Source organism: Cupriavidus neocaledonicus, from assembly GCF_000372525.1.
GTDB lineage: Bacteria > Pseudomonadota > Gammaproteobacteria > Burkholderiales > Burkholderiaceae > Cupriavidus > Cupriavidus neocaledonicus.
Genome location: NZ_AQUR01000107.1, coordinates 179813 through 204087, shown reverse-complemented (window position 1 = coordinate 204087; position 24275 = coordinate 179813). Strand labels below are relative to the sequence as shown.

The 24275-nt window shown below is 66.7% G+C and carries 24 protein-coding genes and 1 other RNA gene; 5 read left to right on the top strand and 20 right to left on the bottom strand.

Going from position 1 to position 24275, the window contains the following annotated elements:
- Positions 1-177 precede the first annotated feature (177 nt).
- Positions 178-1569, top strand: a complete 1392-nt coding sequence (locus tag A3AG_RS0129120; protein ID WP_018008798.1) for a M23 family metallopeptidase — start codon at positions 178-180, stop codon at positions 1567-1569.
- A gap of 49 nt (positions 1570-1618) precedes the next feature.
- Complete coding sequence (locus A3AG_RS0129115; protein ID WP_240619996.1) at positions 1619-2707, top strand: anhydro-N-acetylmuramic acid kinase; 1089 nt, start codon at positions 1619-1621, stop codon at positions 2705-2707.
- Here A3AG_RS0129115 and A3AG_RS0129110 read toward each other — a convergent pair.
- A complete protein-coding gene (locus tag A3AG_RS0129110; RefSeq protein ID WP_018008796.1) occupies positions 2695-3609 on the bottom strand; it encodes a LysR family transcriptional regulator in 915 nt (304 codons plus the stop codon). The genes A3AG_RS0129115 and A3AG_RS0129110 overlap by 13 nt on opposite strands.
- A gap of 90 nt (positions 3610-3699) precedes the next feature.
- On the opposite strand from A3AG_RS0129110, the gene A3AG_RS0129105 reads away from it, so the two are divergent.
- Complete coding sequence (locus A3AG_RS0129105; protein WP_018008795.1) at positions 3700-4497, top strand: phytanoyl-CoA dioxygenase family protein; 798 nt, start codon at positions 3700-3702, stop codon at positions 4495-4497.
- A 60-nt stretch (positions 4498-4557) separates the two neighbouring features.
- On the opposite strand, the gene erpA is transcribed toward A3AG_RS0129105, so the two are convergent.
- The 4 genes from erpA to rplM all read right to left on the bottom strand — a co-directional run bounded on the left by erpA (position 4558) and on the right by rplM (position 6607).
- Positions 4558-4926, bottom strand: coding sequence for an iron-sulfur cluster insertion protein ErpA (gene erpA, locus A3AG_RS0129100; protein WP_010813904.1), 369 nt, complete (start codon positions 4924-4926; stop codon positions 4558-4560).
- 100 nt (positions 4927-5026) lie between these two features.
- Complete coding sequence (locus A3AG_RS0129095; protein ID WP_018008794.1) at positions 5027-5515, bottom strand: bactofilin family protein; 489 nt, start codon at positions 5513-5515, stop codon at positions 5027-5029.
- A gap of 258 nt (positions 5516-5773) precedes the next feature.
- Complete coding sequence (gene rpsI / locus A3AG_RS0129090) at positions 5774-6166, bottom strand: 30S ribosomal protein S9 (RefSeq protein WP_012351769.1); 393 nt, start codon at positions 6164-6166, stop codon at positions 5774-5776.
- Positions 6167-6178: 12 nt separating this feature from the next.
- Positions 6179-6607, bottom strand: coding sequence for a 50S ribosomal protein L13 (rplM, locus tag A3AG_RS0129085; protein WP_010813907.1), 429 nt, complete (start codon positions 6605-6607; stop codon positions 6179-6181).
- A 716-nt stretch (positions 6608-7323) separates the two neighbouring features.
- Between rplM and A3AG_RS0129080 the strand changes: the two genes are divergently transcribed.
- The gene (locus tag A3AG_RS0129080) at positions 7324-7746 is read left to right on the top strand and encodes an OsmC family protein (RefSeq protein ID WP_018008793.1); all 423 of its coding nucleotides are present in this window, start codon (positions 7324-7326) and stop codon (positions 7744-7746) included.
- A 55-nt stretch (positions 7747-7801) separates the two neighbouring features.
- On the opposite strand, the gene rnpB is transcribed toward A3AG_RS0129080, so the two are convergent.
- The 5 genes from rnpB to A3AG_RS0129060 all read right to left on the bottom strand — a co-directional run bounded on the left by rnpB (position 7802) and on the right by A3AG_RS0129060 (position 12489).
- Positions 7802-8142, bottom strand: an RNA gene (gene rnpB / locus A3AG_RS32280) — RNase P RNA component class A.
- 44 nt (positions 8143-8186) lie between these two features.
- The gene (locus tag A3AG_RS0129075; RefSeq protein WP_018008792.1) at positions 8187-9023 is read right to left on the bottom strand and encodes a DUF3025 domain-containing protein; all 837 of its coding nucleotides are present in this window, start codon (positions 9021-9023) and stop codon (positions 8187-8189) included.
- Between the two features lie 4 nt (positions 9024-9027).
- Entirely contained in the window at positions 9028-10062 is a 1035-nt protein-coding gene (pyrC, locus tag A3AG_RS0129070; RefSeq protein ID WP_018008791.1) for a dihydroorotase, read from the bottom strand.
- Positions 10063-10111: 49 nt separating this feature from the next.
- A complete protein-coding gene (locus A3AG_RS0129065) occupies positions 10112-11419 on the bottom strand; it encodes a glycerate kinase type-2 family protein (protein WP_018008790.1) in 1308 nt (435 codons plus the stop codon).
- Entirely contained in the window at positions 11416-12489 is a 1074-nt protein-coding gene (locus tag A3AG_RS0129060) for a tartrate dehydrogenase (protein WP_018008789.1), read from the bottom strand. Before A3AG_RS0129060 ends, A3AG_RS0129065 begins: the two co-directional genes overlap by 4 nt.
- Positions 12490-12645: 156 nt before the next feature.
- On the opposite strand from A3AG_RS0129060, the gene A3AG_RS0129055 reads away from it, so the two are divergent.
- Complete coding sequence (locus tag A3AG_RS0129055) at positions 12646-13476, top strand: class II glutamine amidotransferase (protein WP_018008788.1); 831 nt, start codon at positions 12646-12648, stop codon at positions 13474-13476.
- Positions 13477-13554: 78 nt separating this feature from the next.
- Here A3AG_RS0129055 and A3AG_RS0129050 read toward each other — a convergent pair whose 3' ends face one another.
- From A3AG_RS0129050 to A3AG_RS0129005, 10 genes are all read right to left on the bottom strand, one after another.
- Positions 13555-14289 (bottom strand): amino acid ABC transporter ATP-binding protein, encoded by a 735-nt coding sequence (locus A3AG_RS0129050; protein ID WP_012351762.1) that lies wholly within the window; start codon positions 14287-14289, stop codon positions 13555-13557.
- Positions 14286-14969: a glutamate/aspartate ABC transporter permease GltK gene (gltK, locus tag A3AG_RS0129045; protein ID WP_018008787.1), complete on the bottom strand. Its 684-nt coding sequence runs from the start codon at positions 14967-14969 to the stop codon at positions 14286-14288. Before gltK ends, A3AG_RS0129050 begins: the two co-directional genes overlap by 4 nt.
- Before the next feature lie 9 nt (positions 14970-14978).
- Positions 14979-15707, bottom strand: coding sequence for an amino acid ABC transporter permease (locus A3AG_RS0129040; RefSeq protein WP_018008786.1), 729 nt, complete (start codon positions 15705-15707; stop codon positions 14979-14981).
- A gap of 63 nt (positions 15708-15770) precedes the next feature.
- Positions 15771-16670: a glutamate/aspartate ABC transporter substrate-binding protein gene (locus A3AG_RS0129035; protein ID WP_018008785.1), complete on the bottom strand. Its 900-nt coding sequence runs from the start codon at positions 16668-16670 to the stop codon at positions 15771-15773.
- Positions 16671-16938: 268 nt separating this feature from the next.
- Positions 16939-18246 carry a Glu/Leu/Phe/Val family dehydrogenase gene (locus A3AG_RS0129030; RefSeq protein WP_018008784.1) on the bottom strand — a complete coding sequence of 436 codons (1308 nt, stop codon included), beginning with the start codon at positions 18244-18246 and terminating at the stop codon, positions 16939-16941.
- Positions 18247-18363: 117 nt separating this feature from the next.
- Positions 18364-19308: a LysR family transcriptional regulator gene (locus A3AG_RS0129025; protein WP_018008783.1), complete on the bottom strand. Its 945-nt coding sequence runs from the start codon at positions 19306-19308 to the stop codon at positions 18364-18366.
- Between the two features lie 44 nt (positions 19309-19352).
- Positions 19353-20126: an ABC transporter permease gene (locus tag A3AG_RS0129020; protein WP_026164555.1), complete on the bottom strand. Its 774-nt coding sequence runs from the start codon at positions 20124-20126 to the stop codon at positions 19353-19355.
- Positions 20127-20150: 24 nt separating this feature from the next.
- Positions 20151-21002, bottom strand: coding sequence for an ABC transporter ATP-binding protein (locus A3AG_RS0129015; RefSeq protein ID WP_018008781.1), 852 nt, complete (start codon positions 21000-21002; stop codon positions 20151-20153).
- On the bottom strand, positions 20999-22126 hold the full coding sequence (locus tag A3AG_RS0129010) for an ABC transporter substrate-binding protein (protein ID WP_018008780.1): 1128 nt from the start codon (positions 22124-22126) through the stop codon (positions 20999-21001). Before A3AG_RS0129010 ends, A3AG_RS0129015 begins: the two co-directional genes overlap by 4 nt.
- Positions 22127-22308: 182 nt before the next feature.
- Positions 22309-24207: an ABCB family ABC transporter ATP-binding protein/permease gene (locus tag A3AG_RS0129005; RefSeq protein WP_018008779.1), complete on the bottom strand. Its 1899-nt coding sequence runs from the start codon at positions 24205-24207 to the stop codon at positions 22309-22311.
- Between the last annotated feature and the right edge of the window lie 68 nt (positions 24208-24275).

Here is a 24275-nt window from a genome sequence, read left to right as displayed (position 1 = left end):
CCGCGTTTCCGGGCGCCTGCGGAAGCCTTTCCGGTGCGCCATCCGTCACTTTGCACAGCAAGGCAGGCGGCCAAAATTACTGAATACTGAACAGCACGCGCCGCACCTCGGGGGAGGAAGGCAGACGAGACACATCGTCCCCGGCAGCGGGCTCAGACCAAGGTTGAATTTTACGTGATGTGGTCCAGACTCCGCGAAGTTTTCGCGCGTGAGCTGGTGGTGCTGGTCGATCCGACCAACCCCCAGCATGCGCGGCGGCGCAAACAACTGACGGCCTCGGTCGGTGCGATCTTCACGCTCGGCATGGCCGCGGCCATGGGTGTCGCACCCCGCAGCGCCTACGATGATCCGCGCGCGCCCCGCACCCAGCAGGCCCTGCGCATGCCCGACGTGCGCGAACAGCTTGAACAGCTCACCGACAGCCAGGCCGTGTACGTGCGCGAAGAGCGCATGCAGCGCGGCGACACCATTGCCAGCCTGCTCAAGCGCCTGGGCGTGGACGATGCCGACGCGCAGGCGTTCATCGTCAAGAACCCCACCGCGCGCGGCCTGTTCAACCTGAACCCGGGCCAGGCGGTGCAGGCGGAAATCGACGAGAGCAACACGCTGGTGTCGCTGCAGGCCAACCTCGGCGGCGACGCCGCGGCCTCGCGCGAGCTGGTGATCGAGCGCGTGCGCGCCGCCAGAGGCGACACCGCCGCCGCGTACAAGGCCAAGGTGCAGCGTGTCGACAACGACGTGCACTACGAGATGGCCTCGGGCGCGATTTCCGCGGGCGGATTCTTCAAGGCCATGGACGCCGCCAACGTGCCCGACGAAGTGGTGCAGCAGATGCTGTCGATCTTCTCCGGCGTGATCGACTTCCACCACGACATCGCCGCCGGCGACCGGTTCCGCATCATTTATGAAGCGGGCTTCCGCGACGGCACCTTCGTGCGCAACGGCCGCGTGGTCGCGCTCGAGCTGATCAACCGAAACCAGCTGCACCAGGCGCTGTGGTTCGCGCCCGAGGGCAGCAAGGACGGCGGCGCCTATTACACCTTCGACGGGCGCAGCATGAAGCGGCCGTTCCTGCGCTCGCCGGTGGAGTTCTCGCGCGTGTCGTCGGGCTTTGGCGGCCGCGAGCATCCGCTGCATCATGACTGGGCCCAGCACAAGGGCGTCGACTTCGCCGCCCCCACCGGCACCAAGGTGCTGGCCACCGGCGACGGCGTGGTCGAGTTCGTCGGCCAGCAGAACGGCTACGGCAACATCGTCATCCTGTCGCACCCCAACGGCTACTCCACCTACTACGCGCACCTGTCCGGCTTTGCCGGCATGCGCCAGGGGCAGACGGTGCGCCAGGGCCAGCTGATCGGCTATGTCGGCGCGACCGGCTGGGCCACCGGCCCGCACCTGCACTACGAGTTCCGCTTCAACGACGTGCCGCAGAACCCGCTGACCGTCACGCTGATGGAATCGCCGCCGCTGACCGGCAAGTCGCGCCAGGAATTCCTGACCTACACCAGCGGGCTGCTCAGCCGCATCAACGCGCTGCGCACCTATAACGTGCTGACCGCCGCCAACTGACGCGTCCATCGTGATCCCCGCGCGCGCCAGCGAACGCTACATCGGCATCATGTCCGGCACCAGCATGGACGGTGCCGATGCGGTACTGGTGGATTTGGGCGGCGCCCGCCCGGTGGTGCTGGCGGCCGCCAGCCAGCCCTTCCCCGACACGCTGCGCGCGGCCTTCGGCGCATTGCAGCAGCCAGGCGAGGACGAGATCCACCGCGAGGCCCTGGCGGCCAATGCGCTGGCGCAGGTGTACGCCGACTGCGTCGCCGCGCTGCTGCGCGAAGCGCGCATCGATGCCGCCTCGGTGGCCGCGATCGGCGCCCACGGCCAGACCATCCGCCACCGGCCCGGCCTCTACGACGGCATCGGCTATACCCGCCAGAGCCAGCATCCGGCGCGGCTGGCGGAGCTGGCCGGCATCGACGTGGTGGCGGACTTCCGCAGCCGCGACCTCGCCGCCGGCGGACAGGGTGCGCCGCTGGTGCCGGCGCTCCATCACGCGCTGTTCGGCAGCGACGCCGAGACCCGCGTGGCCTGCAATATCGGCGGCATCTCCAACATCAGCATCCTGCCGGCAGCGGGCGGGGCCATCAGCGGCTTCGACTGCGGGCCGGGCAATGCGCTGCTCGACTACTGGATCGGCCGCCACCGCGGCCTGGCCTTCGACGCCAACGGCGACTGGGCCGCCAGCGGGCGCGTCGACGCCGCGCTGCTGGCGCAGTGCCTGGCCGAGCCCTATTTCAGCGCGGCGCCGCCCAAGAGCACCGGGCGCGACCTGTTCCATCCCGGCTGGCTGGAAGCGCGGCTGGCGGCATTCCCGCACCTGGAGCCGGCCGACGTGCAGGCCACCCTGGCGGCGCTGACCGCCGAGGCCATCGCGCGCGACGTGCGCACCAGCGCGCCCGCCGCGCGGCGGCTGATCGTCTGCGGCGGCGGCGCCCGCAATGCCTTCGTGATGGCGCGGCTGGCGCAGGCCCTGCCTGGCGTGGCGATCGAGACCTCCGACGATTACGGCGTGCCGGTGTCGCAGGTCGAAGCCATCGCCTTTGCCTGGCTCGCGCGCCAGTGCCTGCTGCGCCGGCCCGGCAACGTGCCCACCGTGACCGGCGCCGCCGGGCCGCGCGTGCTGGGCGCGCTCTACCCGCGCTGAACCGCGGCAACGCCCTCTCCTGCATCGACCCAATCCATGAACGCCTGCGCCAGCGGCGATGCCCGCATGGCCGGCGAGTGCGCCAGCACCACGCGCTGCGGCGTCACCGGCTCGCGCAGCGGCCGGCAGGCGATCGGCACGCCATCGTAGCTGCGGTCGCCCGCGGGGCGCGTGCATGACAGCGCCACGCCATAGCCATGCGCCACCAGTCCGCGCTGCATCTCGAAGGTCTGCGTGTACTGGTGCAGCGCCGGGTGCAGCCCATGGGCCCAGAACAAGGACAGGAAGTATTCGCGGGTCTGGGGGATGTCCTCGAGGATCAGCCGCTCGGCGGCAAGGTCGGCCAGGCTGACCTCGGCGCTGTTTGCCAGCGGATGGGTGGCCGGCAGCAGCGCGTAAGGCGCCAGCTCCGCCAGCGTGCGGCGCCCGGTGCGGGCATCGAGTCCCAGTTCATAGGTCACCGCCAGCTCTGCCTTGCCGGCCTGCAAGGTGCGATGGACGGTGGCGAGGTCGGCCTCGAACAGCGTCACCGAGATGCCGGGATGGCGCTGGCGCAATCCCGCCAGCAGGCGCGGCACGAAGTACGGGCCCAGGTCCTGGAAGCAGGTCAGCGACAGCTGGCCGCTCAGGCCGCGGCCGGCGCCATCGTCGACCGCAAGCCCCGCGGCCAGCGCCAGCACATCGCGGGCCTTGCCCAGCAGGCGCTGCCCGGCCGGGGTCAGCGACAGCCCGCGGCTGACCTGCCGCCTGAACAGCGGCTCGCCCAGCGAGTCCTCCAGCTGCGCGATCGCAGTCGATACCGACGGCTGCGACACATGGCGCGCCCGGGCCGCGGCGCTGATGCTGCCGTGCTCGGCGGCGGCAACGAAGTACTCGAGCTGGCGGAAGGAGAAAGGGATCATGATTTCCTATATCGCAACATAGGAAATATATGCTTTTCCTATCCCTCGCGCATGGCGATACTGGGCCCATCCCACCTCACACCTGACGCCATGGACATCACCCGGGAACAGATCGACACCTATCAGCGCGACGGCGTGCTGGTCTTGCGCGGCGCCTTTACCGACTGGGTCGAACGCCTGCGCGAAGGCTTCGCGCAGAACCTGGCCGAGCCCGGCCCCTTCGCCATCGAGAACGTGCGCGCCGGCGAGGGCGGGCGCTTCTTCGAGGACTATTGCAACTGGCAGCGCATCGCCCCGTTCGCCGCGTTTATCCGCGAGTCTGCTGCGGCCGGGATCGCCGGGCGGATCATGCAGTCGCAGGCGGTGCAGGTGTTCCACGAGCACATCCTGGTCAAGGAGCCGGGCACCGCCAAGCCCACGCCATGGCACCAGGACCTGCCCTACTACTGCGTCGACGGCAGCCAGACCGCGAGCTACTGGATTCCGCTGGATCCGGTCACGCAGGCCAACACGCTGCGCGTGGTGGCCGGCTCGCATCGCTGGCCGCGGCTGGTGCGGCCCAAGCGCTGGGCCAGCAACGAGAACTTCTATGGCGGCGACGACGCCTTCATGGAGATGCCGGACGTGGAGGACGGCAGCCATACCCTGCTGGCCCCTGAGCTGGAGCCGGGCGATGCGGTGGTATTCGACTTCCGCACCGTGCACGGTGCCGCCGGCAATACCGGCAGCGGGCGGCGGCGGGCGTTCTCGGCCCGTTTCGTCGGCGACGACGTGCGCTTCATGCAGCGGCCCGGGCGGACCTCGCCGCCGTTCCCCGGCATCGGCCAGCAGACCGGCGAGCGCCTGCGCGAAGACTGGTTCCCGGTGGTCTGGCGCGCCACGCAGTAGGCCGGCGCGGCAAACAAAAAACGCACCCGAAGGTGCGTTTTTCTGTAATACCGGGATCGCTCAGACCGAGAACGACGAGCCGCAACCGCAGGTGGTCGAGGCATTCGGATTCTTGATCACGAACTGCGCGCCGTTGATGTCTTCCTTGTAGTCGATCTCGGCGCCCACCAGGTACTGGTAGCTCATCGAGTCGATCAGCAGGGTGACGCCGTTCTTGACCATGGTGGTGTCGTCTTCGTTGACTTCCTCGTCGAAGGTGAAGCCGTACTGGAAGCCGGAGCAGCCGCCGCCCTGCACGAACACGCGCAGTTTCAGCTCGGCATTGCCCTCTTCCTCGATCAACTGCTTGACCTTGTCGGCGGCGCTGTCGGTAAAGACGAACGGTGCCGGCACGTCCTCGGTAACGGGTGCCTCTGCGACTGCGTTCATGGGGTGTTCTCCTGTTTAGATACGCCTGTATTCTAAGCGCTACTGGGAAATCGTGCCGAAACCTTGTGTTTTCAAGGGGTTCCCGGCCTCGACAGCGCCGCTACGCGGCCTTTTCAGTGGGACTGGCATCGGCTGCGGGAGTTTCGCCGGCAGCAGCGGTGTCAGCGACGGCCGCTTCGGTCACTTCGGCCGCCGGCGCCGCCTCGACCAGGTTCGGCAACGCCTTGACCTCGCCCTGCACCAGCGGCATCAGCCGGCCCTCGACCAGCGCGCCCTGGTGCATTTCGAGCGCGGCGTAGCGCACGTCGCCCAGCACCCGCGCCTGCGGCTGCAGCTCCAGCAGGTCGGCGGCGTGCACGGGGCCCTTGACGGTGCCGTTCAGCACCAGGTGGCCGACGCTGATCTCGCCCTCGACCATGCCCTTCTCGCTGACCACCAGCATGCTGGCCTTGCCCGGCGCCGCGGTCACGTTGCCGCGCACGCGGCCGTCCAGACGCAGGCCGCCCGCAAACACCAGGTCGCCGTCGATGGCGCTGTCTTCGCCAATCAGCGTGTCGATCGAAAGGCCCTTCTTCTTGGAAAACAGCATGACTCTCGCTCCTCTCTCGTTCGTGCCAGGCTGGCCTGCCCGTGGCGCCATCGCGCGGGCAAGCCGGACTCGCCCTCGGCGACAGGGCGTGATTGTAGCCGCGAGTGGCCGGATACCCCACAAAAGTATGGCGGCGTGCCAGCTATGACGGCAGCATCGCGCCGGTTCCGTAGCCCGCGGACGAAAAAAAACCGCACGGCCAGCGTGCGGTTTTTCTGGTTTCGCAGGATCCGGCAGCGCCGGATCCGCGAAAACGCATCAGCGCTTCGAGAACTGCTTGCGACGACGCGCCTTGTGGAAGCCGACCTTCTTACGCTCGACTTCACGGGCATCGCGCGTGACGTAGCCAGCCTTCGACAGGGCCGACTTCAGGGTCGCATCGTAGTCGATCAGGGCGCGGGTGATGCCGTGGCGCACTGCGCCGGCCTGGCCGGTTTCGCCGCCGCCGGTCACGTTGACCTTGATGTCGAACGTTTCAGCGTGGGCGGTCAGTTCCAGCGGCTGGCGCACGATCATCAGCGAGGTTTCGCGAGCGAAATACTCTTTGATGGGCTTGCCGTTGACGACGATGTCGCCCTTGCCCGACTTGATGAAGACACGTGCCACAGCGCTCTTGCGGCGGCCAGTACCGTAATTCCAGTTACCGATCATGGATTGGCCTCCTTAGATTTCCAGCGCCTTGGGCTGCTGCGCTTCGTGCGGATGCTCGGCTTCGGCGTAAACCTTCAGCTTCTTGATCATCGCGTAGCCCAGCGGACCCTTCGGCAGCATGCCCTTGACAGCCTTTTCCAGGGCACGGCCCGGGAAACGCTGCTGCATCTTGCCGAACGTCGTTTCGTAGATACCGCCCGGGTAGCCCGAATGGCGATAGTACTTCTTGTCCGTTTCCTTGGTACCCGTGACACGCAGCTTGGCTGCGTTGACGATGATGATGTAATCACCGGTGTCGACGTGCGGAGTGAATTCCGGCTTGTGCTTGCCGCGCAGACGGCGTGCCACTTCGCTGGCAACACGGCCGAGGACTTTGTCCGTCGCGTCAATCACGTACCAGTCGCGCTTTACCTCATGAGGCTTGGCGGAAAAGGTCTTCATGATTTTTCCTGACTATTGGTTCGTGCCCGTAATCCGACTCGCGAAGGCTTGTGCTCGCCCCTGCAAGTCTTGTGGCCCCAAGAGAGTGGCCGGGTGCTGCTGTTTTCTTCCGCGGGCATGACGGAAAAGCCTTCGATTATACTGGCGGGCGCGGCGAGCGCACAAGCAAAGACTGAAGTTTTCGTCAAGATCGACGCCGTTCGGCGCGGTTCTGCGCCGCCCAACGCACTTGCAGGGCCGGCGCGGTTGTTCAGGCGAAAAAAAACCCAAGCGTTTGAGCTTGGGTTTGAATCCACCAAAGGAGGAAGGTGGAGGAGACACTTGGAGATCGACGGAGGAACATGCGGGCGGTGCGGGGGGCTTGGCCGTGGGCTTCGCTTTCGCACTCTGGCGCGCTGTCTGCGCCGTCGTTCAATGATTCGAATTATACCTAGGGTTTGCCCGGATGCAAGGGAAATTTGCACTGCGAAATGTGATTTCGTATTACGAAACGTTATCGCGCCGCGCCCGCCTCGGGACTACCTCTTAAAAATCAATAACTTACAGAACAATCGAAGGTGTCACCCCAACGACATACTAGAGGAAACCCTCAGGTTTTCTAAGGTTATCGGCATCGATACCCCAAACTTCACGGTGCCATATACTGGGAAATGCAAGATTCGTGATCACGCGCTTGTGATCGCAAACCGACAATACAAAACACAGGAACGAACAAAATGGAATGCAAAGTAACATGGATGGGCGCCGACGGCATGAGCTTCGTTGCCCAGACCGGCAGCGGCCACATCGTTGCCATGGACGGCGCCCCCGAAGGCGGCGGCCACAACCTGGCCCCGCGCCCGATGGAAATGGTACTGCTGGGCACGGGCGGCTGCACCGCCTATGACGTCGTGCTGATTCTCAAGCGCGGCCGCCAGGACGTTACCGGCTGCAGCGTGCAGCTGCAGGCCGAGCGCGCCGGCGAAGACCCCAAGGTGTTCACCCGCATCAACTTCCATTTTGTGGTCACCGGCAAGAATCTCAACCCCGCCACGGTCGAGCGCGCGATCAAGCTGTCGCATGAGAAATACTGCTCGGCGTCGATCATGCTGGCCAAGACGGCCGAGATCACGCACACGCTGGAAATCGTCGAAGGCTGATGGAGATTTGGCCGGCCCGGTGTGCCGCGAAGGCGCCGGGTCGTGCCGATGACTGAAGCAAAGCAGGCCGATAAGCCGGATTCTGTGCGCCCCGCCCGCCTTGCGGCGCGCGGCGCGTGACAACCATTCCTCTAGGCCGGCTGTTACCAGCCGGCTCCAGCTCCCTACCCGCAGACTCAGCGGGCCGCTTCATCGCCTGCCTATTTGGGATTGCTCCAGGTGGAGGTTACCGCGTTTCACCCTTCCCGCCGGGCGAACCCGGCGGCAAGACTCGTCTCTGTGGCCCTATTCCGCACGTTGCCGTGGATGGCTGTTAGCCAACACCCTGCCCTGTGGAGTCCGGACTTTCCTCCCCCTGCACCTTGCGGTGCAGGCAGCGGTTGCCTAGCCTGCTTTGCGGCCCGCAGTCTAACACCGATTGCTGCCGCTTGCCGGCCGCTTCAGCCGGCCTGCCGGTCGCGGCGCCGGCCGGGACGGAATACCGTGACATCGGCATAGAAGTCCGGGGCTGCGTTGTCCTCGCACCAGCCCGGAATGCCCATCACCGGCAGCGGCGCAAAGCTGCGTCCGCCCCGCAACGCGCCGGCCTCGGCCGCGGCCTGCAGTGACCCGGCAAGCACCGTATCGAGCGCGGGATCACCGGGCGCGAGCGGCAGTGTCCACGCGTGCGCCGTCACCGACTTGTATGGCTGCACCAGCTTTTCGAGCAAGGCGTGGCCGAACGGCACCACCGCGCAGCCCGTTCCCCACGCGGAGCGGGCATCGACAAACAGCGACTTCCAGTCAAAGCCCCTGAGCGCCGTGCTCATGCCAGCGTCGGAGCTGAGGAACAGCACCGCGTTCTCGTCGAACAGCGTCGCCGCGTCGCGCACGCCGCCGCGCGTGGTCCGTACGCCGTCGCGGGCGATGACTCCGGCCTGGATCTGGTTGAGCGCGCGCTTGGCGTGCGGGAAATGCAGCCAGATCAGCGCGTTGAAGAAATCGTGGAGATTGTCGCGGGTGGGGACCGCGCCGGTGGCGTCGATATGCGCCTCATAGGCGCTGCCGTCCGGCAAGGCGTACTGGGCGACGAAGCGCAGCGGCAGCCCGCGCGCATTGCGCAGCCCGAGCGCCGTGGCGCGGGCATCGAGCGCGCCGCGCAGGTCGGCACCGCCCTGCACGGCCGCGCTCAGCGCGGCGCCCTGTGCGGCAAAAGGCCGGAACCACGGCCGCGACCAGTCGATCCCGGCCAGTGCGGCGGCGAAGTGCTCGCCGACCGCGGCCTGCTGCGTGCGCAAGGCTTCAGCGTGCCTTCCAGCGCAGCGTCTCGCCGCCGCGCAGCGGCACCAGCGTGGTGTCGCCGTAGGGCAGTTCGGCCGGCAGTTCCCAGTCCTCGCGCTCCAGCGTCAGCGTGCCGGTATTGCGCGGCAGGCCGTAGAAAGCCGGGCCGTTGAAGCTGGCGAAGGCCTCCAGCTTGTCGAGCGCGCCGGCGGCGTCGAAGGCTTCGGCATACAGCTCCATCGCATGCAGCGCGGTGTAGCAGCCGGCGCAGCCGCAGGCGTGCTCCTTCAGGCCGCGCGCGTGCGGCGCGCTGTCCGTACCCAGGAAGAAGCGCTCGTTGCCCGATGTGGCGGCCGCCACCAGTGCTTCGCGGTGGGTTTCACGCTTGAGCACCGGCAGGCAGTAGTAGTGCGGGCGGATGCCACCGGTAAAGATGGCGTTGCGGTTGTAGAGCAGGTGGTGGGCCGTGATGGTGGCGCCGACCGGGCCGCTGGCGTCGCGCACGTACTGCGCCGCGTCCCTGGTGGTGATGTGCTCGAACACCACCTTCAGCTCGGGCATGTCGCGGCGCAGCGGTGTCATCACCTGCTCGATGAACACAGCCTCGCGGTCGAAGATGTCGATGGCCGGGTCGGTCACTTCGCCGTGCACCAGCAGCGGCAGGCCTTCGCGCTGCATCGCTTCCAGCGCCGGGTAGCAGCGGCGGATATCGGTCACGCCGGCGTCGCTGTTGGTGGTGGCGCCCGCCGGGTACAGCTTGACGCCGTGCACGAAGCCGCTGGCCCTGGCCGCCGCGATTTCCTCGGGGCTGGTGTTGTCGGTCAGGTACAGCGTCATCAGTGGCTCGAACTGCATGCCCGCCGGCAGCGCCGCCATGATGCGGGCGCGATAGGCCTGCGCCTGCGCCACCGTGGTTACCGGCGGCTTCAGGTTGGGCATGATGATGGCGCGGGCAAACTGGCGTGCGGTATCGGGCAGCACGGCGGCCAGTGCCGCGCCGTCGCGCAGGTGCAGGTGCCAGTCGTCCGGGCGGGTGATGGTGAGCTTCTGGGTCATGGCTAGCTGGGGCTCGCCGCGGGGGACGGCGGCGGGCACGTCTTCAGGATCAGAGAATCAGGATGGCGCGGTAATCGTTGACGTTGGTGCGCGTCGGTCCGGTGACCACCAGGTCGCCGATGGCATCGAACAGGCCCCAGGCGTCGTGCGCGTCGAGCTGGCGCTGGCCCGGCAGGCCGGCGGCTTCGGCGCGCGCCAGCGTGGTCGGGTCGGCCAGCGCGCCGGCATTGTCTTCGGAGCCGTCGATGCCGTCGGTGTCGGCGGCGATCGCATACACGTCGGGCATGCCTGCCAGTTCGACCGCCAGCGACAGCAGGAACTCCGAGCAGCGCCCGCCGCGCGCCTGGCTGGCGCCACCACCGGCCGGCAAAGTGACCGTGCACTCACCTCCGGAAATCAGCGCCACCGGCGTGGCAAACGGCGCATTGTACGCGCGAATCTCGCGCACCAGCGCGGCATAGACGCGCGCGACTTCGCGCGCCTCGCCGGTCACGGTATCGCCAAGGACCACCGGCGTGATGCCGCGTTCGCGGAACAGCGCGGCCGCGGCCTCGAGACTGCCGTGGGCGGTGGCAATCATGATGTTGTCGACGCGATCGAACAAGGGATCGCCAGGCTTGGGCGTTTCCGCCACCTCGCCGCGCGCGCCACGTTCCAGGTGCAATTGCACGCTGGCCGGCACCTGCGCGCCATAGCGGCGCAGGATCTGCAGCGCGTCATCGAAGCTGCTGGGGTCGGCCACGGTCGGGCCCGACGCGATTGCGCTGGGATCGTCGCCGGCCACGTCCGAGACGATCAGCGTGGTTACCGGCGCCTGGCTGGCCTGTGCCAGCCGGCCGCCCTGGATGCGCGAGATGTGCTTGCGCACGATGTTCATGTCGGTGATCGGCGCACCACAGCGCAGCAATTCCCGGGTGGTTGCCTTCAGGTCGGCCATCGCGATGCCTTCGGCCGGCAGCGACAGCAGGCTCGAGCCGCCGCCCGAGACCAGCACCAGCAGCCGGTCCTGCGGCGTCAGCGATTGCACCGCGGCCAGGATCTCCGCCGCGGCCTGCTCGCCCGACTCGTCGGGCACCGGATGGCCGGCCTCGATCACGCGTATATGGTCGGTCGGCATGCCGTGCGCGTAGCGCGTGACCACCACACCCTCCAAGGTGGCCTTGCCGGCGTAGGCGCGCTCGACCGCCGCGGCCATCGAGGCCGCGGCCTTGCCCGCGCCCACCACCAGCGTGCGGCCGCCGGCGTGCGGCGGCGGCAGGTGCTGCGCGACGATCCGCAGCGGGTCGGCCGCCGCGACCGCGGCGTGGAAGGTCTCGAGCAGCAGTGCGCGGGCGTCCCCCGCGAACCCGGCGCTCACAGCGCCTCCGCGATGGCGCGGCCCAGGTCGGCGGTACCGGCCTTGCCGCCGATGTCGCGCGTCAGCGGCGCGTGCTCCGGCCCGGCCGCCAGCACCCGCTCGATCGCGCCCAGCACGGCGGCGCCGGCCTCGTCATGGCCGAGGTGCTCCAGCATCATGGCGCCGCACCAGATCTGGCCGATCGGGTTGGCCACGCCGCGTCCGGCAATGTCCGGGGCCGAGCCGTGCACCGGCTCGAACAGGCTGGGGAAGGTGCGGTCCGGATTGATGTTGCCCGACGGCGCGATGCCGATGGTGCCGGTGCAGGCCGGGCCCAGGTCGGACAGGATGTCGCCGAACAGGTTGCTCGCCACCACCACGTCGAACCAGTCCGGATGCTGGACGAAATGCGCGGTCAGGATGTCGATGTGGTACTTGTCGACCTTGATGCCCGGGTAATGCGCCGCCATCGCCTCGACCCGCTCGTCCCAGTACGGCATGGTGATCGAGATGCCGTTGGACTTGGTCGCCGAGGTCAGGTGCTTCTTCGGACGCTTCTGGGCCAGATCGAAGGCGAACTTCAGGATGCGGTCGACGCCGGTGCGGCTCATCACGGTTTCCTGCACCACGATCTCGCGCTCGGTGCCGGGGAACATGCGCCCGCCGATGCTGGAGTATTCGCCCTCGGTGTTCTCGCGCACCACGTAGAAATCGATGTCGCCGGGCTGGCGTCCGGCCAGCGGGCTGCGGATGCCCGGCATCAGCCGCACCGGGCGCAGGTTCACGTACTGGTCGAACGACCGGCGGAACTGCAGCAGCGAACCCCACAGCGAGACATGGTCGGGCACCGTGTCCGGCCAGCCGACCGCGCCGAAGTAGATCGCGTCGTACTTGACCAGCGTGTCGAACCAGTCGTCGGGCAGCATCTTGCCGTGGCGGGCGTAGTAGTCGCAGCTGGAAAAATCGAAGTGGTCCCACTGAAAATCAATGCCGAAGCGGCGCGCCGCCGCGTCCATCACGCGGATGCCCTCGGGCATGACTTCCGTGCCGATTCCGTCTCCGGGAATCACGGCAATCTTGTATTGGCTCATCGTTCTCGGGATGGCTGGAAGGTATGGTGGCGCCATGGCTGGCGTCATTGACACCACAGGGGAGCGTCCGCGGTTGCTTGGCAGCGGCGCGGGCGCGCGGGATAATGCCTGCATTCTATTGCAAAGCGGCAGCCCCCTGCCGACCGGTGCCCCGACATGTGCCAGCTGCTAGGCATGAACTGCGCCACGCCGACCGACGTGACGTTCTCCTTCACCGGCTTTGCCGCGCGCGGAGGCCTGACCGACCACCACGCCGACGGCTTCGGTGTCGCCTTCTTCGAAGACAAGGCCTGCCGCCTGTTCATCGACAACCAGTCCGCCGGCACCTCGCCGGTGGCGGACCTGATCAAGCGCTACCCGATCAAGTCCAAGAACGTCATCTCGCATATCCGCAAGGCCACGCAGGGCACCGTGCTGCTGGAGAACTGCCACCCCTTCATGCGCGAGCTGTGGGGACGGCACTGGATCTTCGCGCACAACGGCGACCTGCACGGCTTTACCCCGTTCCTGTCCGGGGTCTACCAGCCGGTGGGCGACACCGACAGCGAGCTGGCCTTCTGTACGCTGATGCAGGGCCTGCGCAAGCGCTTCCCGGGCTCGCAGCCGCCGCTGAACGAACTCGGCCACGCGCTGGCCGACATCACCCGGGAAATCACGCTGCATGGCGTGTTCAACTACCTGCTGTGCAACGGGCAGGCGCTGTTCGCGCACTGCTCGACCCGCCTCTACTACATCGTGCGGCAATGGCCGTTCTCGACCGCGCATCTGATCGATGCCGACCTGTCGATCGACTTCGCGCAGGTCACCACGCCGGACGACCGCGTCGCCGTGATCGCCACCGCGCCGCTGACCGACAACGAGACCTGGACCCAGTTCGCCCCGGGCGAACTGATCATGTTCGAGGACGGACGACCGACCATGACGCTGAGCGTGCCGATCCCGCCCGAGGTCCAGGCCAAGAACGCGGCCAATACGGCCTGTACCTGAGCGGCCTGCACCGTAGCAGGTCCGCACCAGGAAAAAAGGGACGCCGAGGCGTCCCTTTTTCATGAGTCGGCAATCCGCTCAGTGATGCAGGATCTTCGACAGGAACTGGCGCGCACGTTCCGAGCGCGCGTCGATATTGCCGAAGAACTCTTCCTTGTCGGCGTCCTCGACGATCTTGCCCTGGTCCATGAAGATCACGCGGTTGGCGACCTTGCGCGCGAAGCCCATTTCATGGGTCACGCACATCATGGTCATGCCCTCCTGCGCCAGCTGCACCATCACGTCCAGCACTTCGTTGACCATCTCGGGGTCCAGCGCCGAGGTAGGCTCGTCGAACAGCATGCAGATCGGGTCCATCGACAGCGCGCGCGCGATCGCCACGCGCTGCTGCTGGCCGCCCGACAGCTGGCCGGGGTACTTGTCGGCCTGGCTCTTCAGGCCCACGCGCTCGAGGTACTTCAGGCCCTTGGCCATGGCCTCGTCCTTGGAGCGGCCCAGCACCTTCATCTGCGCGATGGTCAGGTTTTCGGTGATCGACAGGTGCGGGAACAGCTCGAAGTTCTGGAACACCATGCCGACGCGCGAGCGCAGCTTGGGCAGGTTGGTCTTGGGATTGCCCACCGAGGTGCCATCGACCAGGATGTCACCCTTCTGGAACGGCTCGAGCGCGTTGACGGTCTTGATCAGCGTGGACTTGCCCGAACCCGAGGGTCCGCACACCACCACCACTTCCCCCTTGGCAACCTTGGTGGTGCAGTCGGTCAGCACCTGGAACGAGCCGTACCACTTGGAAACGTTATTAATTTCGATCATACAGCCACCTTTTTCTGATAACGCTTGACCAGCAGCGAAGCGGAGAAACAAATGATGAAGTACACCAGGCCGGCGAACAGCAGCATCTCGACGATGCGGCCATCACGCTCGCCGATGCCGTAGGCCTGGCCGAAGAAGTCCGCCAGCGCGCTCACGTACACCAGCGACGTATCCTGGAACAGGATGATGCCCTGGGTCAGCAGCAGCGGCACCATGTTGCGGAACGCCTGCGGCAGGATCACCAGCCGCATCGACTGCCCGTAGGTCATGCCCAGCGCCTGCGCGGCGAACATCTGTCCGCGCGACACGCTCTGGATGCCCGCCCGGATGATCTCGGAGTAGTACGCCGCCTCGAACAGCGCGAACGCCACCAGCGCCGAGGTCATGCGCAGGTCGGTCGCCGGCGACAGGTTGAAGATGCCCTGCAATACCTGCGGGATGATCAGGAAGAACCACAACAGCACCATCACCAGCGGGATCGAGCGGAAGATGGTCACGTACCCCTGCGCGAACCAGTTCAGCAGCCGGAACGACGACAGCCGCATCATCGCCAGGATGGTGCCCCAGATGATGCCGACCACCACCGCGGTGACGGTGATCTTGAGCGAGACCATCATGCCCTCGCCCAGCACGTGCAGCGTGGCCGGGTTGATCGAGGTGAAATCGAAGGAATAAGCCATGGCGCCCCCTTACTTGCCGCCGATGAAGCCGGGCACGCGCGTGCGGGCCTCGACCCAGCGCATCAGCAGCATCACGGTGACGTTGATCAGCGCGTACATCAGCGTGACCGCGATGAACGATTCATACGGACGCGCGGTGTAGTCCACCAGCTGGCGCCCCTGCGCGGCCAGCTCGAGCAGGCCGATGGTCGACGCCACCGCCGAGTTCTTGAAGATATTCAGGAACTCGGAGGTCAGCGGCGGCACGATGACGCGGAACGCCATCGGCAGCAGCACGTGGCGGTAGGTCTGCGGCAGCGTGAAGCCCATCGCCAGGCCCGCGTTCTTCTGCCCGCGCGCCAGCGAGTTGATGCCCGAGCGCACCTGCTCGCACACCCGCGCGGCGGTGAAGGTGCCCAGGCACAGCATCGCGGCCAGGAACTGCTGCGCGAAGGGGTTCATCTGCTTGATCGCCTCGCCGCCGGGCAGCAACTCGGGCATGACGAAATACCAGATGAACAGCTGCACCAGCAGCGGGATGTTGCGGAAGATCTCGACGTAGGTGGCGGCAAACCCCGACAGCCACTTGTTGGGCGCGGTGCGCAGCACGCCGAGCACCGACCCGATGACCAGGGCAATGACCCAGGACGAAAGGCCCAGCGCGAGCGTGACCTTGAGACCGGAGATCATCCAGTCCAGGTAGGTCTCGTTCTGGGCGGCCTGTTCGAGGAAAACTCCCCAATGCCAGTTGTAGTTCATGTTGCGTCCTCAAAAAGAAACGGAAGGACATGCCTTCCGTTTCGCACTGCTGTCCCGATCAGATCAGTCCAGCGCCTTGTCGTTGGGCGCCTTGATCAGGGCCTTCATGTCTTCGGACAGCGGGAAGTCCAGGTTCAGGCCCTTGGGCGGAACCGGTTGCATGAACCACTTGGTGTACAGCGTGTTGACCGAGCCGTCCTTCATCATGCCTGCAATCACCGTGTCGGCCAGCTTCTTGAACTGCGGGTCGTCCTTGCGGATCATGCAGCCATACGACTCGCGCGACTGGGGCTTGCCCACCACGATCCAGTCAGCCGGGTTCTTGGCCTTGGCGCGCTCGCCGTACAGCAGCGCGTCGTCCATCATGAACGCGACCGCGCGGCCCGATTCCAGCGTCAGGAACGACTGGCCGTGGTCCTTGGTGCTGATGATGTTCAGGCCCAGCTTCTGGTCGTCGTTCATCTTGCGCAGCAGGCGCTCCGACGTGGTGCCGGCGGTGGTGACGACGTTCTTGCCCTTCAGGTCGGCCCAGTCCTTGATGCCGGCATCCTTCTTCACCATGATGCGCGTGCCGATGATAAAGATGGAGTTGGTGAAGGCGACCTGCTTCTGGCGTTCCAGGTTATTGGTGGTCGAACCGCACTCCATGTCGATGGTGCCGTTCTGCAGCAGCGGGATGCGGTTCTGCGAGGTGATCGGAATTTCCTTGACCTGCAGGGTCGGCAGCTTCAGCTGGTCCTTGATGGCTTCCACGATCTTCATGTTGATATCGTAGGAATAGCCGACCTGGCGCACGCCGCCCAGGTTGTAGTTGAACGGAATCGACGACTCACGCACGCCGAGCGTGATGACGCCGGTGTCCTTGATCTTCTTCAGCGTGCCCGTCAGTTGTTCGGCTGCCTGTGCCGTCCCGCACATTACACTCCCGGCGATCATCAGGGCAGCCAACTTGGCGAAATTCATAACATCTCCTTGACCATGAAGAGAAAGCGGGATTCTGAGAATAAAAACCCCCACTGGTGAAACAGTATTGCGCAGCATCCGCCGCAATACAACTGGGTTTTCTCCTAGAACCCCACTTCGGGGCAATCCGTGCGCAGCGCGTCCGGATACGACAACGCGGTCTCCGGCGCTTGCCGGAGACCGCGTCGGACGGTCATGGAGCCGTGGGTCCGGGGCAATTATTGCGCTGCACCATACGAGTGCCTCGCCCCGGGCCTGCCTGCCCCGATCAGGGGTACAGGCCGCGCATCTCGCGCGCCTGCAGGATCCGCGTACAGGCCACGATGAACGCCGCCGTGCGCAGCGTCACCTTGTTTTCCTGTGCCACTTGCCAGATTGCCCGGAAGGCTTCTTGCATGATCCGTACCAGGCGCTGGTTGATCTCTTCCTCGGTCCAGAAGAAGCTGGAGAAATCCTGCACCCATTCGAAGTAGGACACGGTCACGCCGCCGGCGTTGGCGATGACGTCCGGGCAGACCAGGATATTGCGCTCGCGCAGGATGTCGTCGGCCTGCGGCGTGGTCGGGCCGTTGGCGCCCTCGATCACCAGCTTTGCCGTGATCTTCGGCGCGTTTTCGGCGGTAATCTGGCCTTCCAGCGCTGCCGGGATCAGGATGTCGCAGTCGACTTCCCAGAATTGCTCGCTACGCAGGACTTCGCCGCGGAAACCGTCGATGGTGCCGCTGTGCGAGGCGTATTCCATCATCGCCGGCACGTCCAGGCCGGCCGGATCGAACAGCGTGGTGCGGTGGTCCTGCACCGCCACCACCTTGGCGCCGGCCTCATGGAACAGCTTGGCGGCGACCGCGCCGACGTTGCCGAAGCCCTGCACCGCCACGCGCGCGCCCTTGACCTCGAGGCCGATATTGCGCGCGGCCTCGGAGCCGACCACGAACACGCCCCGGCCGGTGGCCTCGTGGCGGCCCAGCGAGCCGCCCAGCGAGATCGGCTTGCCGGTCACGACGCCGGTCGAAGTGCTGCCCGAGTTCATCGAATAGGTGTCCATCATCCACGCCATCACCTGTGCGTTGGTGTTGACGTCGGGCGCCGGGATGTCCTTGCTCGGCCCGATGATGATGTTGATTTCGCTGGTGTAGCGGCGCGTCAGGCGTTCCAGCTCGGCCTGCGACAGCGTGCGCGGGTCGACGCGGATGCCGCCCTTGGCACCGCCGTAGGGCACGTTGACCGCCGCGTTCTTCACCGACATCCAGGCCGACAGCGCCATCACCTCGGACAGCGTCACGTCCTGGTGGAAGCGCACGCCGCCCTTGCCCGGGCCACGCGACAGGTTGTGCTGCACCCGGTAGCCCTCGAAATGGGCGATGGTGCCGTTATCGAGTTCGATGGGCACGTCGACGATCAGGGCGCGCTTGGGGCGCTTCAGGGTCTCGACCCAGCGCGCCAGCGAACCCAGATAGGGCGTGACGCGGTCGACTTGCTGCAGGTAGATGCCCCAGGGGCCGAGGTTGTCGGCGTTGAGGTAGGACGGAAGTGCGTGCTTTTGGCCAGCAGTGTTGGTCGGTGCTGCGGAAGACATCGGGTGGGTTCCGGGGTGGAAGATGGGCGCAAGCTTAGGCTTGGCGGCCGCCCGGAATCCAATGCCGTTTGCTCATCGGGTTATGCAGGACACGCATAACGTTGGTGCAAACCGCCACTACGCCGAGGTCAGGGTCCCCCACACCTGGTCCACCAGCTGCCGCTTGCGCCGCGCCCCGGCGCGCCGCTCGCCGCCGTTCTCGCCCGGCTTCTCCCGATACAAGCGGATTTCCATGTCGATCGACAGCGGCAGGCCGCGCGCCGACTCGGCCCGCACCAGCCGCCCCGCCGCGACGTCGTCGCGCACCGCGCTTTCGGGCAGGAAGGCCATGCCGTGGCCGGACAGCGCCATCACCTTGAGCGCCTCGGCCATGTCGGTCTCGTAGCATTTGTCGAGCTTGAGCGCCTCGGCGGTATCGGCCAGCAGCAGGTCGACCATGCGGCCGAGGAAGGCGTTGGGCGTATAGCTGAGAAACGGCACCGGCTTCTTGTCGGTGCCCGGCAGCCGGAACAGGGGCTTGCCGGCGGGGTCCGGCACGCTGTAGGGCGACAGCCGTTCGGTCCCGAGCACCAGCATGTCGTACCGCGCCGGATCGAGCTGGATGGCCTGGCGCGCATGGTGGTAGACCATCACCAGGTCGCAGCCGCCCTCGACCAGCATCAGCACCGCGTCATGGACGTTGAGCGCGCGCAGCCGGCACGGCAGCGTGCCCAGCTTGCGTTCCAGCGCCTTGAGCCACTCCGGGAAGAAGGTCAGCGACAGCGTGTGCGGCACCGCGAATTCCAGCACCTGCGCATTGGCCGAGCGCTGGCCGCGCATCAGCGCCCGGGTCTCGCTGACCTGCGCCAGCATCGCCAGCGCCTGCTCGTAGAACACCTTGCCGGCCGGGGTCAGGCTGGTGGGATAGCTCGAGCGGTCGATCAGCTCGGTGCCGACCCACGCCTCCAGCGACTGGATCCGGCGCGAGAACGCCGGCTGCGTAACGTGGCGCAGTTCGGCCGAGCGCGAGAAGCTGTGCGTCTCGGCCAGGCTGACGAAGTCTTCAAGCCATTTGATTTCCATGACGCGGATTATCCACCGGCGCGCGGCGGTTCGCCACCTGTCGGCTATCCCCGATGGGCCCAGCCAGTCATGCGCTTCTCGACCACCGCGAACAGCTCGTACATCGCCATCGCCATCACCGCGATCACCACCAGCCCGGCAAACGCCAGCGGCATCTTCATGGCCGAGCCCGCCGACACCAGCAGGTAGCCGATGCCCTCGTTGGCGGCATTCATCTCCGACACCGTGGTGCCGACAAAGGCCAGCGTGATCGCGACCTTCAGCGAGGCGAAGAAATACGGCAGCGCGCGCGGCAGGCCGACCTTGAACAGCACGTCGCGCCGCTTCGCGCCCAGCACGCGCAGCACGTCTTCAAGTTCCGGCTCGAGCGTGGCCAGCCCGGTGGCGATATTGACCATGATCGGGAAGAACGAGATCAGGAACGCGGTCAGGATGGCCGGGCCCGCGCCGAGCCCGAACCACACCACCAGGATCGGCACGAAGGCGGCCTTGGGCAGCGCGTTGAAGGCGGTCATCAGCGGGTAGCTGGCGGCATAGAGCAGCCGCGACGAGCCCATCGCCAGCCCGAGCAGCACGCCCACGCCGATGGCCACGCCAAAACCCACCATGGTGGTCCAGAAGGTGCGCCACGCATGGCCTGCGATCACGTCCGCGTAGTCCACCAGCGCGGCCACGATCGCGGATGGCGTCGGCAGGATGAAGTCGGAAACGTCAAAGGCCATGCACGCGCCCTGCCACAGCAGCAGCACCGCAGCCAGCAGCAGCCAGGGCGCCACGCGCTGCACGCGGCGCTCCTGCGCGGAAGTCAGGGTCATCATCATCGTCTTGCCTCGGTGTTTGCTTCAGTGTTGGCGCACATGGCCGATCTTCTCGCGCAGCGCGTGCACCAGCTCGGCGAAGGGCTCGGTATAGGTCAGCTCGAGATCGCGGGGGCGCGGCAGGCCGATCTCCTTGCGCAGCACGATGCGGCCGGGGCGCTGGCTCATGACATAGACCGTGTCGGCGAGGAACACGGCCTCGCGCAGGTCGTGCGTGACCAGGATCACGTTGAAGCGCTGCGCCTGCCACAGGTCGCGCAGCACGCACCACAGTTCTTCGCGGGTGAAGGCGTCGAGCGCGCCGAAGGGCTCGTCGAGCAGCAGCATGCGCGGCTGGTGGATCAGTGCGCGGCAGATCGACGCGCGCTGTTGCATGCCGCCGGAGAGCTGCCACGGGTATTTGTCCTCGTAGCCGCCAAGGCCCACGGTATGCAGCAGCCGGCGGGCGCGGTCCACATACTCGTCGCGGCGCGCGCGCAGGGTCGAGCGGTAGGGCTCGACAATCTCCAGCGGCAGCATCACGTTGTCGAGCGTGGTGCGCCACGGCAGCAGCGTCGGCGCCTGGAACGCCATGCCCACCTGCTTGAGCGGGCCGCTCACCTTCTCCCCGGCAATCCTGACGACGCCGCGCGTGGCCGGCCTCAGCCCGGTGGCCAGTTTCATGAAAGTGGACTTGCCGCAGCCGGACGGGCCGACGATGGCGATGAACTCGCCCGGCGCGGCCTGCAGCGACAGGTCTTCCACCGCGAACTCGCCCTGGCGCGCCAGCGTGTCGTCATAGGCCAGCCAGACCCGGTTGAAATCGACGAAAGGCTCGACGGGGGCGGCCGCGGCAGTCGCGGCGGCCGGCATGGATTCAGCCAGGCGCGCCATCATCGCAGCACATCCAGTTCGGCCGCGCTGGGCAGGTACGCGTCGGTCCACAGCGCATCCGCGTTGATACGGCCCTTGGTGCCGAAGGCATCGGCCACCTGCGAGGCCATCAGCGACAGGCGCGGCTTGCTGACGCGGCCAAAGCCCTCGGCCCTGGCGTCGGGCGACCGGACCACGCTGTCCAGCGCCAGCTTCAGGCGGCGCGTTTCCAGCTTTTCGTCGATGATGCCGTCGCGCGCCTTGAGCGCGCGGATGCCCTCTTCCGGACGCGCGATCACGTCGCGCGCCGACTTGCTGAAGGCGCGCAGGAACGCCTTCACTGCCTCCGGGTTCTGCTTGATGAATGCCTCCGACGCGATCACCGCGTTGCCGTACAGCTTCACGCCGAACTGCGGGTATGGCAGCACCACGATGTCCTCGTCCTTCACGCCGCGCGCGTTCAGGTTCAGGATCGACGTGAACGAGAACCCGGTGATGGCATCGAGATCGCCGCGCACCAGCATGGTTTCGCGCAGCGTCGGGTCCATCGCCTGCCAGTTGAACGACGAGGCCTGAAGGCCGTTGGCCCTGGCGAAGAGCGGGAAGGCGCGGCGGCCGGCATCGAACACCGGCGCGCCCATGCGCTTGCCGGCGAGGTCCTTGGGCGCGCGGATGCCCGACTTCTTCAGCGCCAGGATGGCAGCGGGCGTGTTGTTGTAGACCATCATCACGGCCACCGGCTTGTTCTTCGCGTCGGGGTTGTTGCCGTAGAACTCCATCACCGAGGACATGTCGGCGAAGCCCATGTCGTAGGTGCCCGAGGCGACGCGGTTGACCACGTTGCCCGAGCCGTTGCCGGCATCGAACGCGACCTCCAGCTTCTCGGCCTTGTAGTAGCCCTTCTGCTCGCCGAGCAGGAACAGTGCCGCCGGCCCTTCGAAGCGCCAGTCGAGCTGGAACCTGACCTTGGTGGCCTGCGCATGGGCGGCGCCGGCGAATTGTGTCGACAGCACCAGGCTGGTGCCGAGCATGGCGCCCAGCTTCAGCAGGCGGCGGCGGGCCGGGGCACGGGGCGGACGTGCGGCGGGTTTCTCGCTGACAGCCGTGAAAACGCCGGGCGACACTTGCGCAGCGCGGGATTGGGGCATGGCATCTCTCCGTGGATAGTGATTTCGGAGGGATCCGTCCGCAAGGGACATGCCAGCCTTGCCGGCCCCGTTTCAGGGCGTGCCCGCCGCCGATTGTCGAACCAGAAATGGGCGCGGCGATTGCCGCAGCGGCATCGTCGGCAGCGATTGCCGACAATCCGCGCCGCACCCTGGTGCAAGCCTCAGGCGTCCTGGGTGGCGTCGCCCACGTCGAGCGCAAGCGCGTCCGCGCCGACGCCGTCGCCGCCCCTGGCGGCGGCGCGCGCCTGGATGTCCCACATCTCGGCGTAGCGCCCGCCCGCGCGCATCAGCTGCGCATGGGTGCCGCGCTCGACGATGCGGCCGTGGTCCATCACGAGGATCTGGTCGGCATGGACCACGGTGGAGAGCCGGTGCGCGATCAGCAGCGTGGTGCGGTTCTGCGCCAGGCGCATCAGCTCGGCCTGGATCGCCTGCTCGGTGCGCGAATCCAGCGCGGAAGTCGCCTCGTCGAACACCAGCACCGGCGGGTTCTTCAGCAGCGTGCGCGCGATCGCCACGCGCTGCTTCTCGCCGCCGGACAGCTTCAGGCCGCGCTCGCCCACGGGCGTGTCGTAGCCCTGCGGCAGCTCGCGGATAAAGGCGTCGATCTGCGCCGCCTGCGCTGCCGCGATGACTTCCTCGCGGGTCGCGTCCGGGCGGCCGTAGGCGATGTTGTAGTAGATGCTGTCGTTGAACAGCACGGTGTCTTGCGGCACGATGCCGATGGCGCGACGCAGGCTGTCCTGGGTGATCGCGCGGATGTCCTGGCCGTCGATCTCGATCGCGCCGCTGCCGACGTCGTAGAAGCGGAACAGCAGCCGTGCCAGCGTCGACTTGCCCGAGCCGCTGTGCCCCACCACCGCGGTGGTGCTGCCCGCCGCAATGGTGAAGTCGACGCCGTCCAGGATCAGGCGGTCGGCCTCGTAGCTGAAGCGCACGTCGCGGAAGCGCACCTGTGCGCCACTGACCCGCAACGCCGGCGCGCCCGGCGCGTCGGCAACCTCCTGGTGCGTGCCCAGCAGCACGAACATGCGGTCCATGTCGGTGGTGGCCTGCTTGATCTCGCGGTAGATCACGCCGAGGAAGTTCAGCGGGATATAGAGCTGGATCATCAGCGTGTTGACCAGCACCAGGTCGCCCAGCGTCAGCTTGCCGTCGACCACGCCGACCGTGGCGCGCCACAGGATCAGGATCAGGCCGATGGCGATGATGGCCTGCTGGCCGAAGTTGAGGAACGACAGCGAGTTCTGCGAGCGGATTGCGGCGGTGCGGTACTTGCGCAGGTTCTCGTCATAGCGCTGCGCCTCGTAGGCTTCGTTGCCGAAGTACTTGACGGTCTCGAAGTTCAGCAGCGAATCGATCGCCTTCTGGTTGGCGCGCGAATCGAGCTCGTTCATGCGGCGGCGGAAGTGCGTGCGCCATTCCGTTACCACGATGGTAAAGACGATATAGCCCACCAGCGCGCAGCCGGTGATGGCGGCGAACCAGATGTCGTAGTGCAGCACGAAGAAGCCGATCACCAGCGCCATTTCCACCAGCGTGGGCAGGATGCTGTACAGCGAATACGAGATCAGCGACTGGATGCCGCGCGTGCCGCGCTCGATGTCGCGGCTCATGCCGCCGGTCTGGCGGTCCAGGTGAAAGCGCAGCGACAGCGCATGCAGGTGCCGGAACACCTGCAGCGCGATCTCGCGCACGGCGCTCTGCGTGACCTTGGAAAAGAGGATTTCACGCAACTCGGTGAACAGCGTCGCGGACAGGCGCAGCATGCCGTAGGCGACGATCAGCCCGACCGGCACCGCCAGCAGCGCGCGCGGGTCGCCGGCCGTGATGTTCATGCTGTCGATCAGCCGCTTCATCAGCACCGGCACGCCTAGGTTGGCCACCTTGGCCGCCACCAGGCAGGCCAGCGCCAGCATCACGCGCCACTTGTAGTGCCAGACATAGGGCAGCAGGTTGCGCACGGTCTGCCAGTCGCTGCGGGGGGCGCGCTGGCCGGGAAAGAGCTTGACCGAGGCTGGGTCGGGGGCCTGCTCGGCGGTCGTGGAATAGCGGCGCATACGATAGAATTCGGGCCAATGCGCGATTGTCGCAGGAATCGCATTGCGCGGCAGGCGAAGGGTTTTTC

Bases quoted from the DNA above. Each gene is read 5' to 3' on its own strand.
- A3AG_RS0129120 (WP_018008798.1), top strand. From the start codon at position 178: ATGTGGTCCAGACTCCGCGAAGTTTTCGCGCGTGAGCTGGTGGTGCTG.
- A3AG_RS0129115 (WP_240619996.1), top strand. From the start codon at position 1,619: ATGTCCGGCACCAGCATGGACGGTGCCGATGCGGTACTGGTGGATTTG.
- A3AG_RS0129110 (WP_018008796.1), bottom strand. From the start codon at position 3,609: ATGATCCCTTTCTCCTTCCGCCAGCTCGAGTACTTCGTTGCCGCCGCC.
- A3AG_RS0129105 (WP_018008795.1), top strand. From the start codon at position 3,700: ATGGACATCACCCGGGAACAGATCGACACCTATCAGCGCGACGGCGTG.
- erpA (WP_010813904.1), bottom strand. From the start codon at position 4,926: ATGAACGCAGTCGCAGAGGCACCCGTTACCGAGGACGTGCCGGCACCG.
- A3AG_RS0129095 (WP_018008794.1), bottom strand. From the start codon at position 5,515: ATGCTGTTTTCCAAGAAGAAGGGCCTTTCGATCGACACGCTGATTGGC.
- rpsI (WP_012351769.1), bottom strand. From the start codon at position 6,166: ATGATCGGTAACTGGAATTACGGTACTGGCCGCCGCAAGAGCGCTGTG.
- rplM (WP_010813907.1), bottom strand. From the start codon at position 6,607: ATGAAGACCTTTTCCGCCAAGCCTCATGAGGTAAAGCGCGACTGGTAC.
- A3AG_RS0129080 (WP_018008793.1), top strand. From the start codon at position 7,324: ATGGAATGCAAAGTAACATGGATGGGCGCCGACGGCATGAGCTTCGTT.
- pyrC (WP_018008791.1), bottom strand. From the start codon at position 10,062: ATGACCCAGAAGCTCACCATCACCCGCCCGGACGACTGGCACCTGCAC.
- A3AG_RS0129060 (WP_018008789.1), bottom strand. From the start codon at position 12,489: ATGAGCCAATACAAGATTGCCGTGATTCCCGGAGACGGAATCGGCACG.
- A3AG_RS0129055 (WP_018008788.1), top strand. From the start codon at position 12,646: ATGTGCCAGCTGCTAGGCATGAACTGCGCCACGCCGACCGACGTGACG.
- A3AG_RS0129050 (WP_012351762.1), bottom strand. From the start codon at position 14,289: ATGATCGAAATTAATAACGTTTCCAAGTGGTACGGCTCGTTCCAGGTG.
- gltK (WP_018008787.1), bottom strand. From the start codon at position 14,969: ATGGCTTATTCCTTCGATTTCACCTCGATCAACCCGGCCACGCTGCAC.
- A3AG_RS0129040 (WP_018008786.1), bottom strand. From the start codon at position 15,707: ATGAACTACAACTGGCATTGGGGAGTTTTCCTCGAACAGGCCGCCCAG.
- A3AG_RS0129035 (WP_018008785.1), bottom strand. From the start codon at position 16,670: ATGAATTTCGCCAAGTTGGCTGCCCTGATGATCGCCGGGAGTGTAATG.
- A3AG_RS0129030 (WP_018008784.1), bottom strand. From the start codon at position 18,246: ATGTCTTCCGCAGCACCGACCAACACTGCTGGCCAAAAGCACGCACTT.
- A3AG_RS0129025 (WP_018008783.1), bottom strand. From the start codon at position 19,308: ATGGAAATCAAATGGCTTGAAGACTTCGTCAGCCTGGCCGAGACGCAC.
- A3AG_RS0129020 (WP_026164555.1), bottom strand. From the start codon at position 20,126: ATGATGACCCTGACTTCCGCGCAGGAGCGCCGCGTGCAGCGCGTGGCG.
- A3AG_RS0129015 (WP_018008781.1), bottom strand. From the start codon at position 21,002: ATGATGGCGCGCCTGGCTGAATCCATGCCGGCCGCCGCGACTGCCGCG.
- A3AG_RS0129010 (WP_018008780.1), bottom strand. From the start codon at position 22,126: ATGCCCCAATCCCGCGCTGCGCAAGTGTCGCCCGGCGTTTTCACGGCT.
- A3AG_RS0129005 (WP_018008779.1), bottom strand. From the start codon at position 24,207: ATGCGCCGCTATTCCACGACCGCCGAGCAGGCCCCCGACCCAGCCTCG.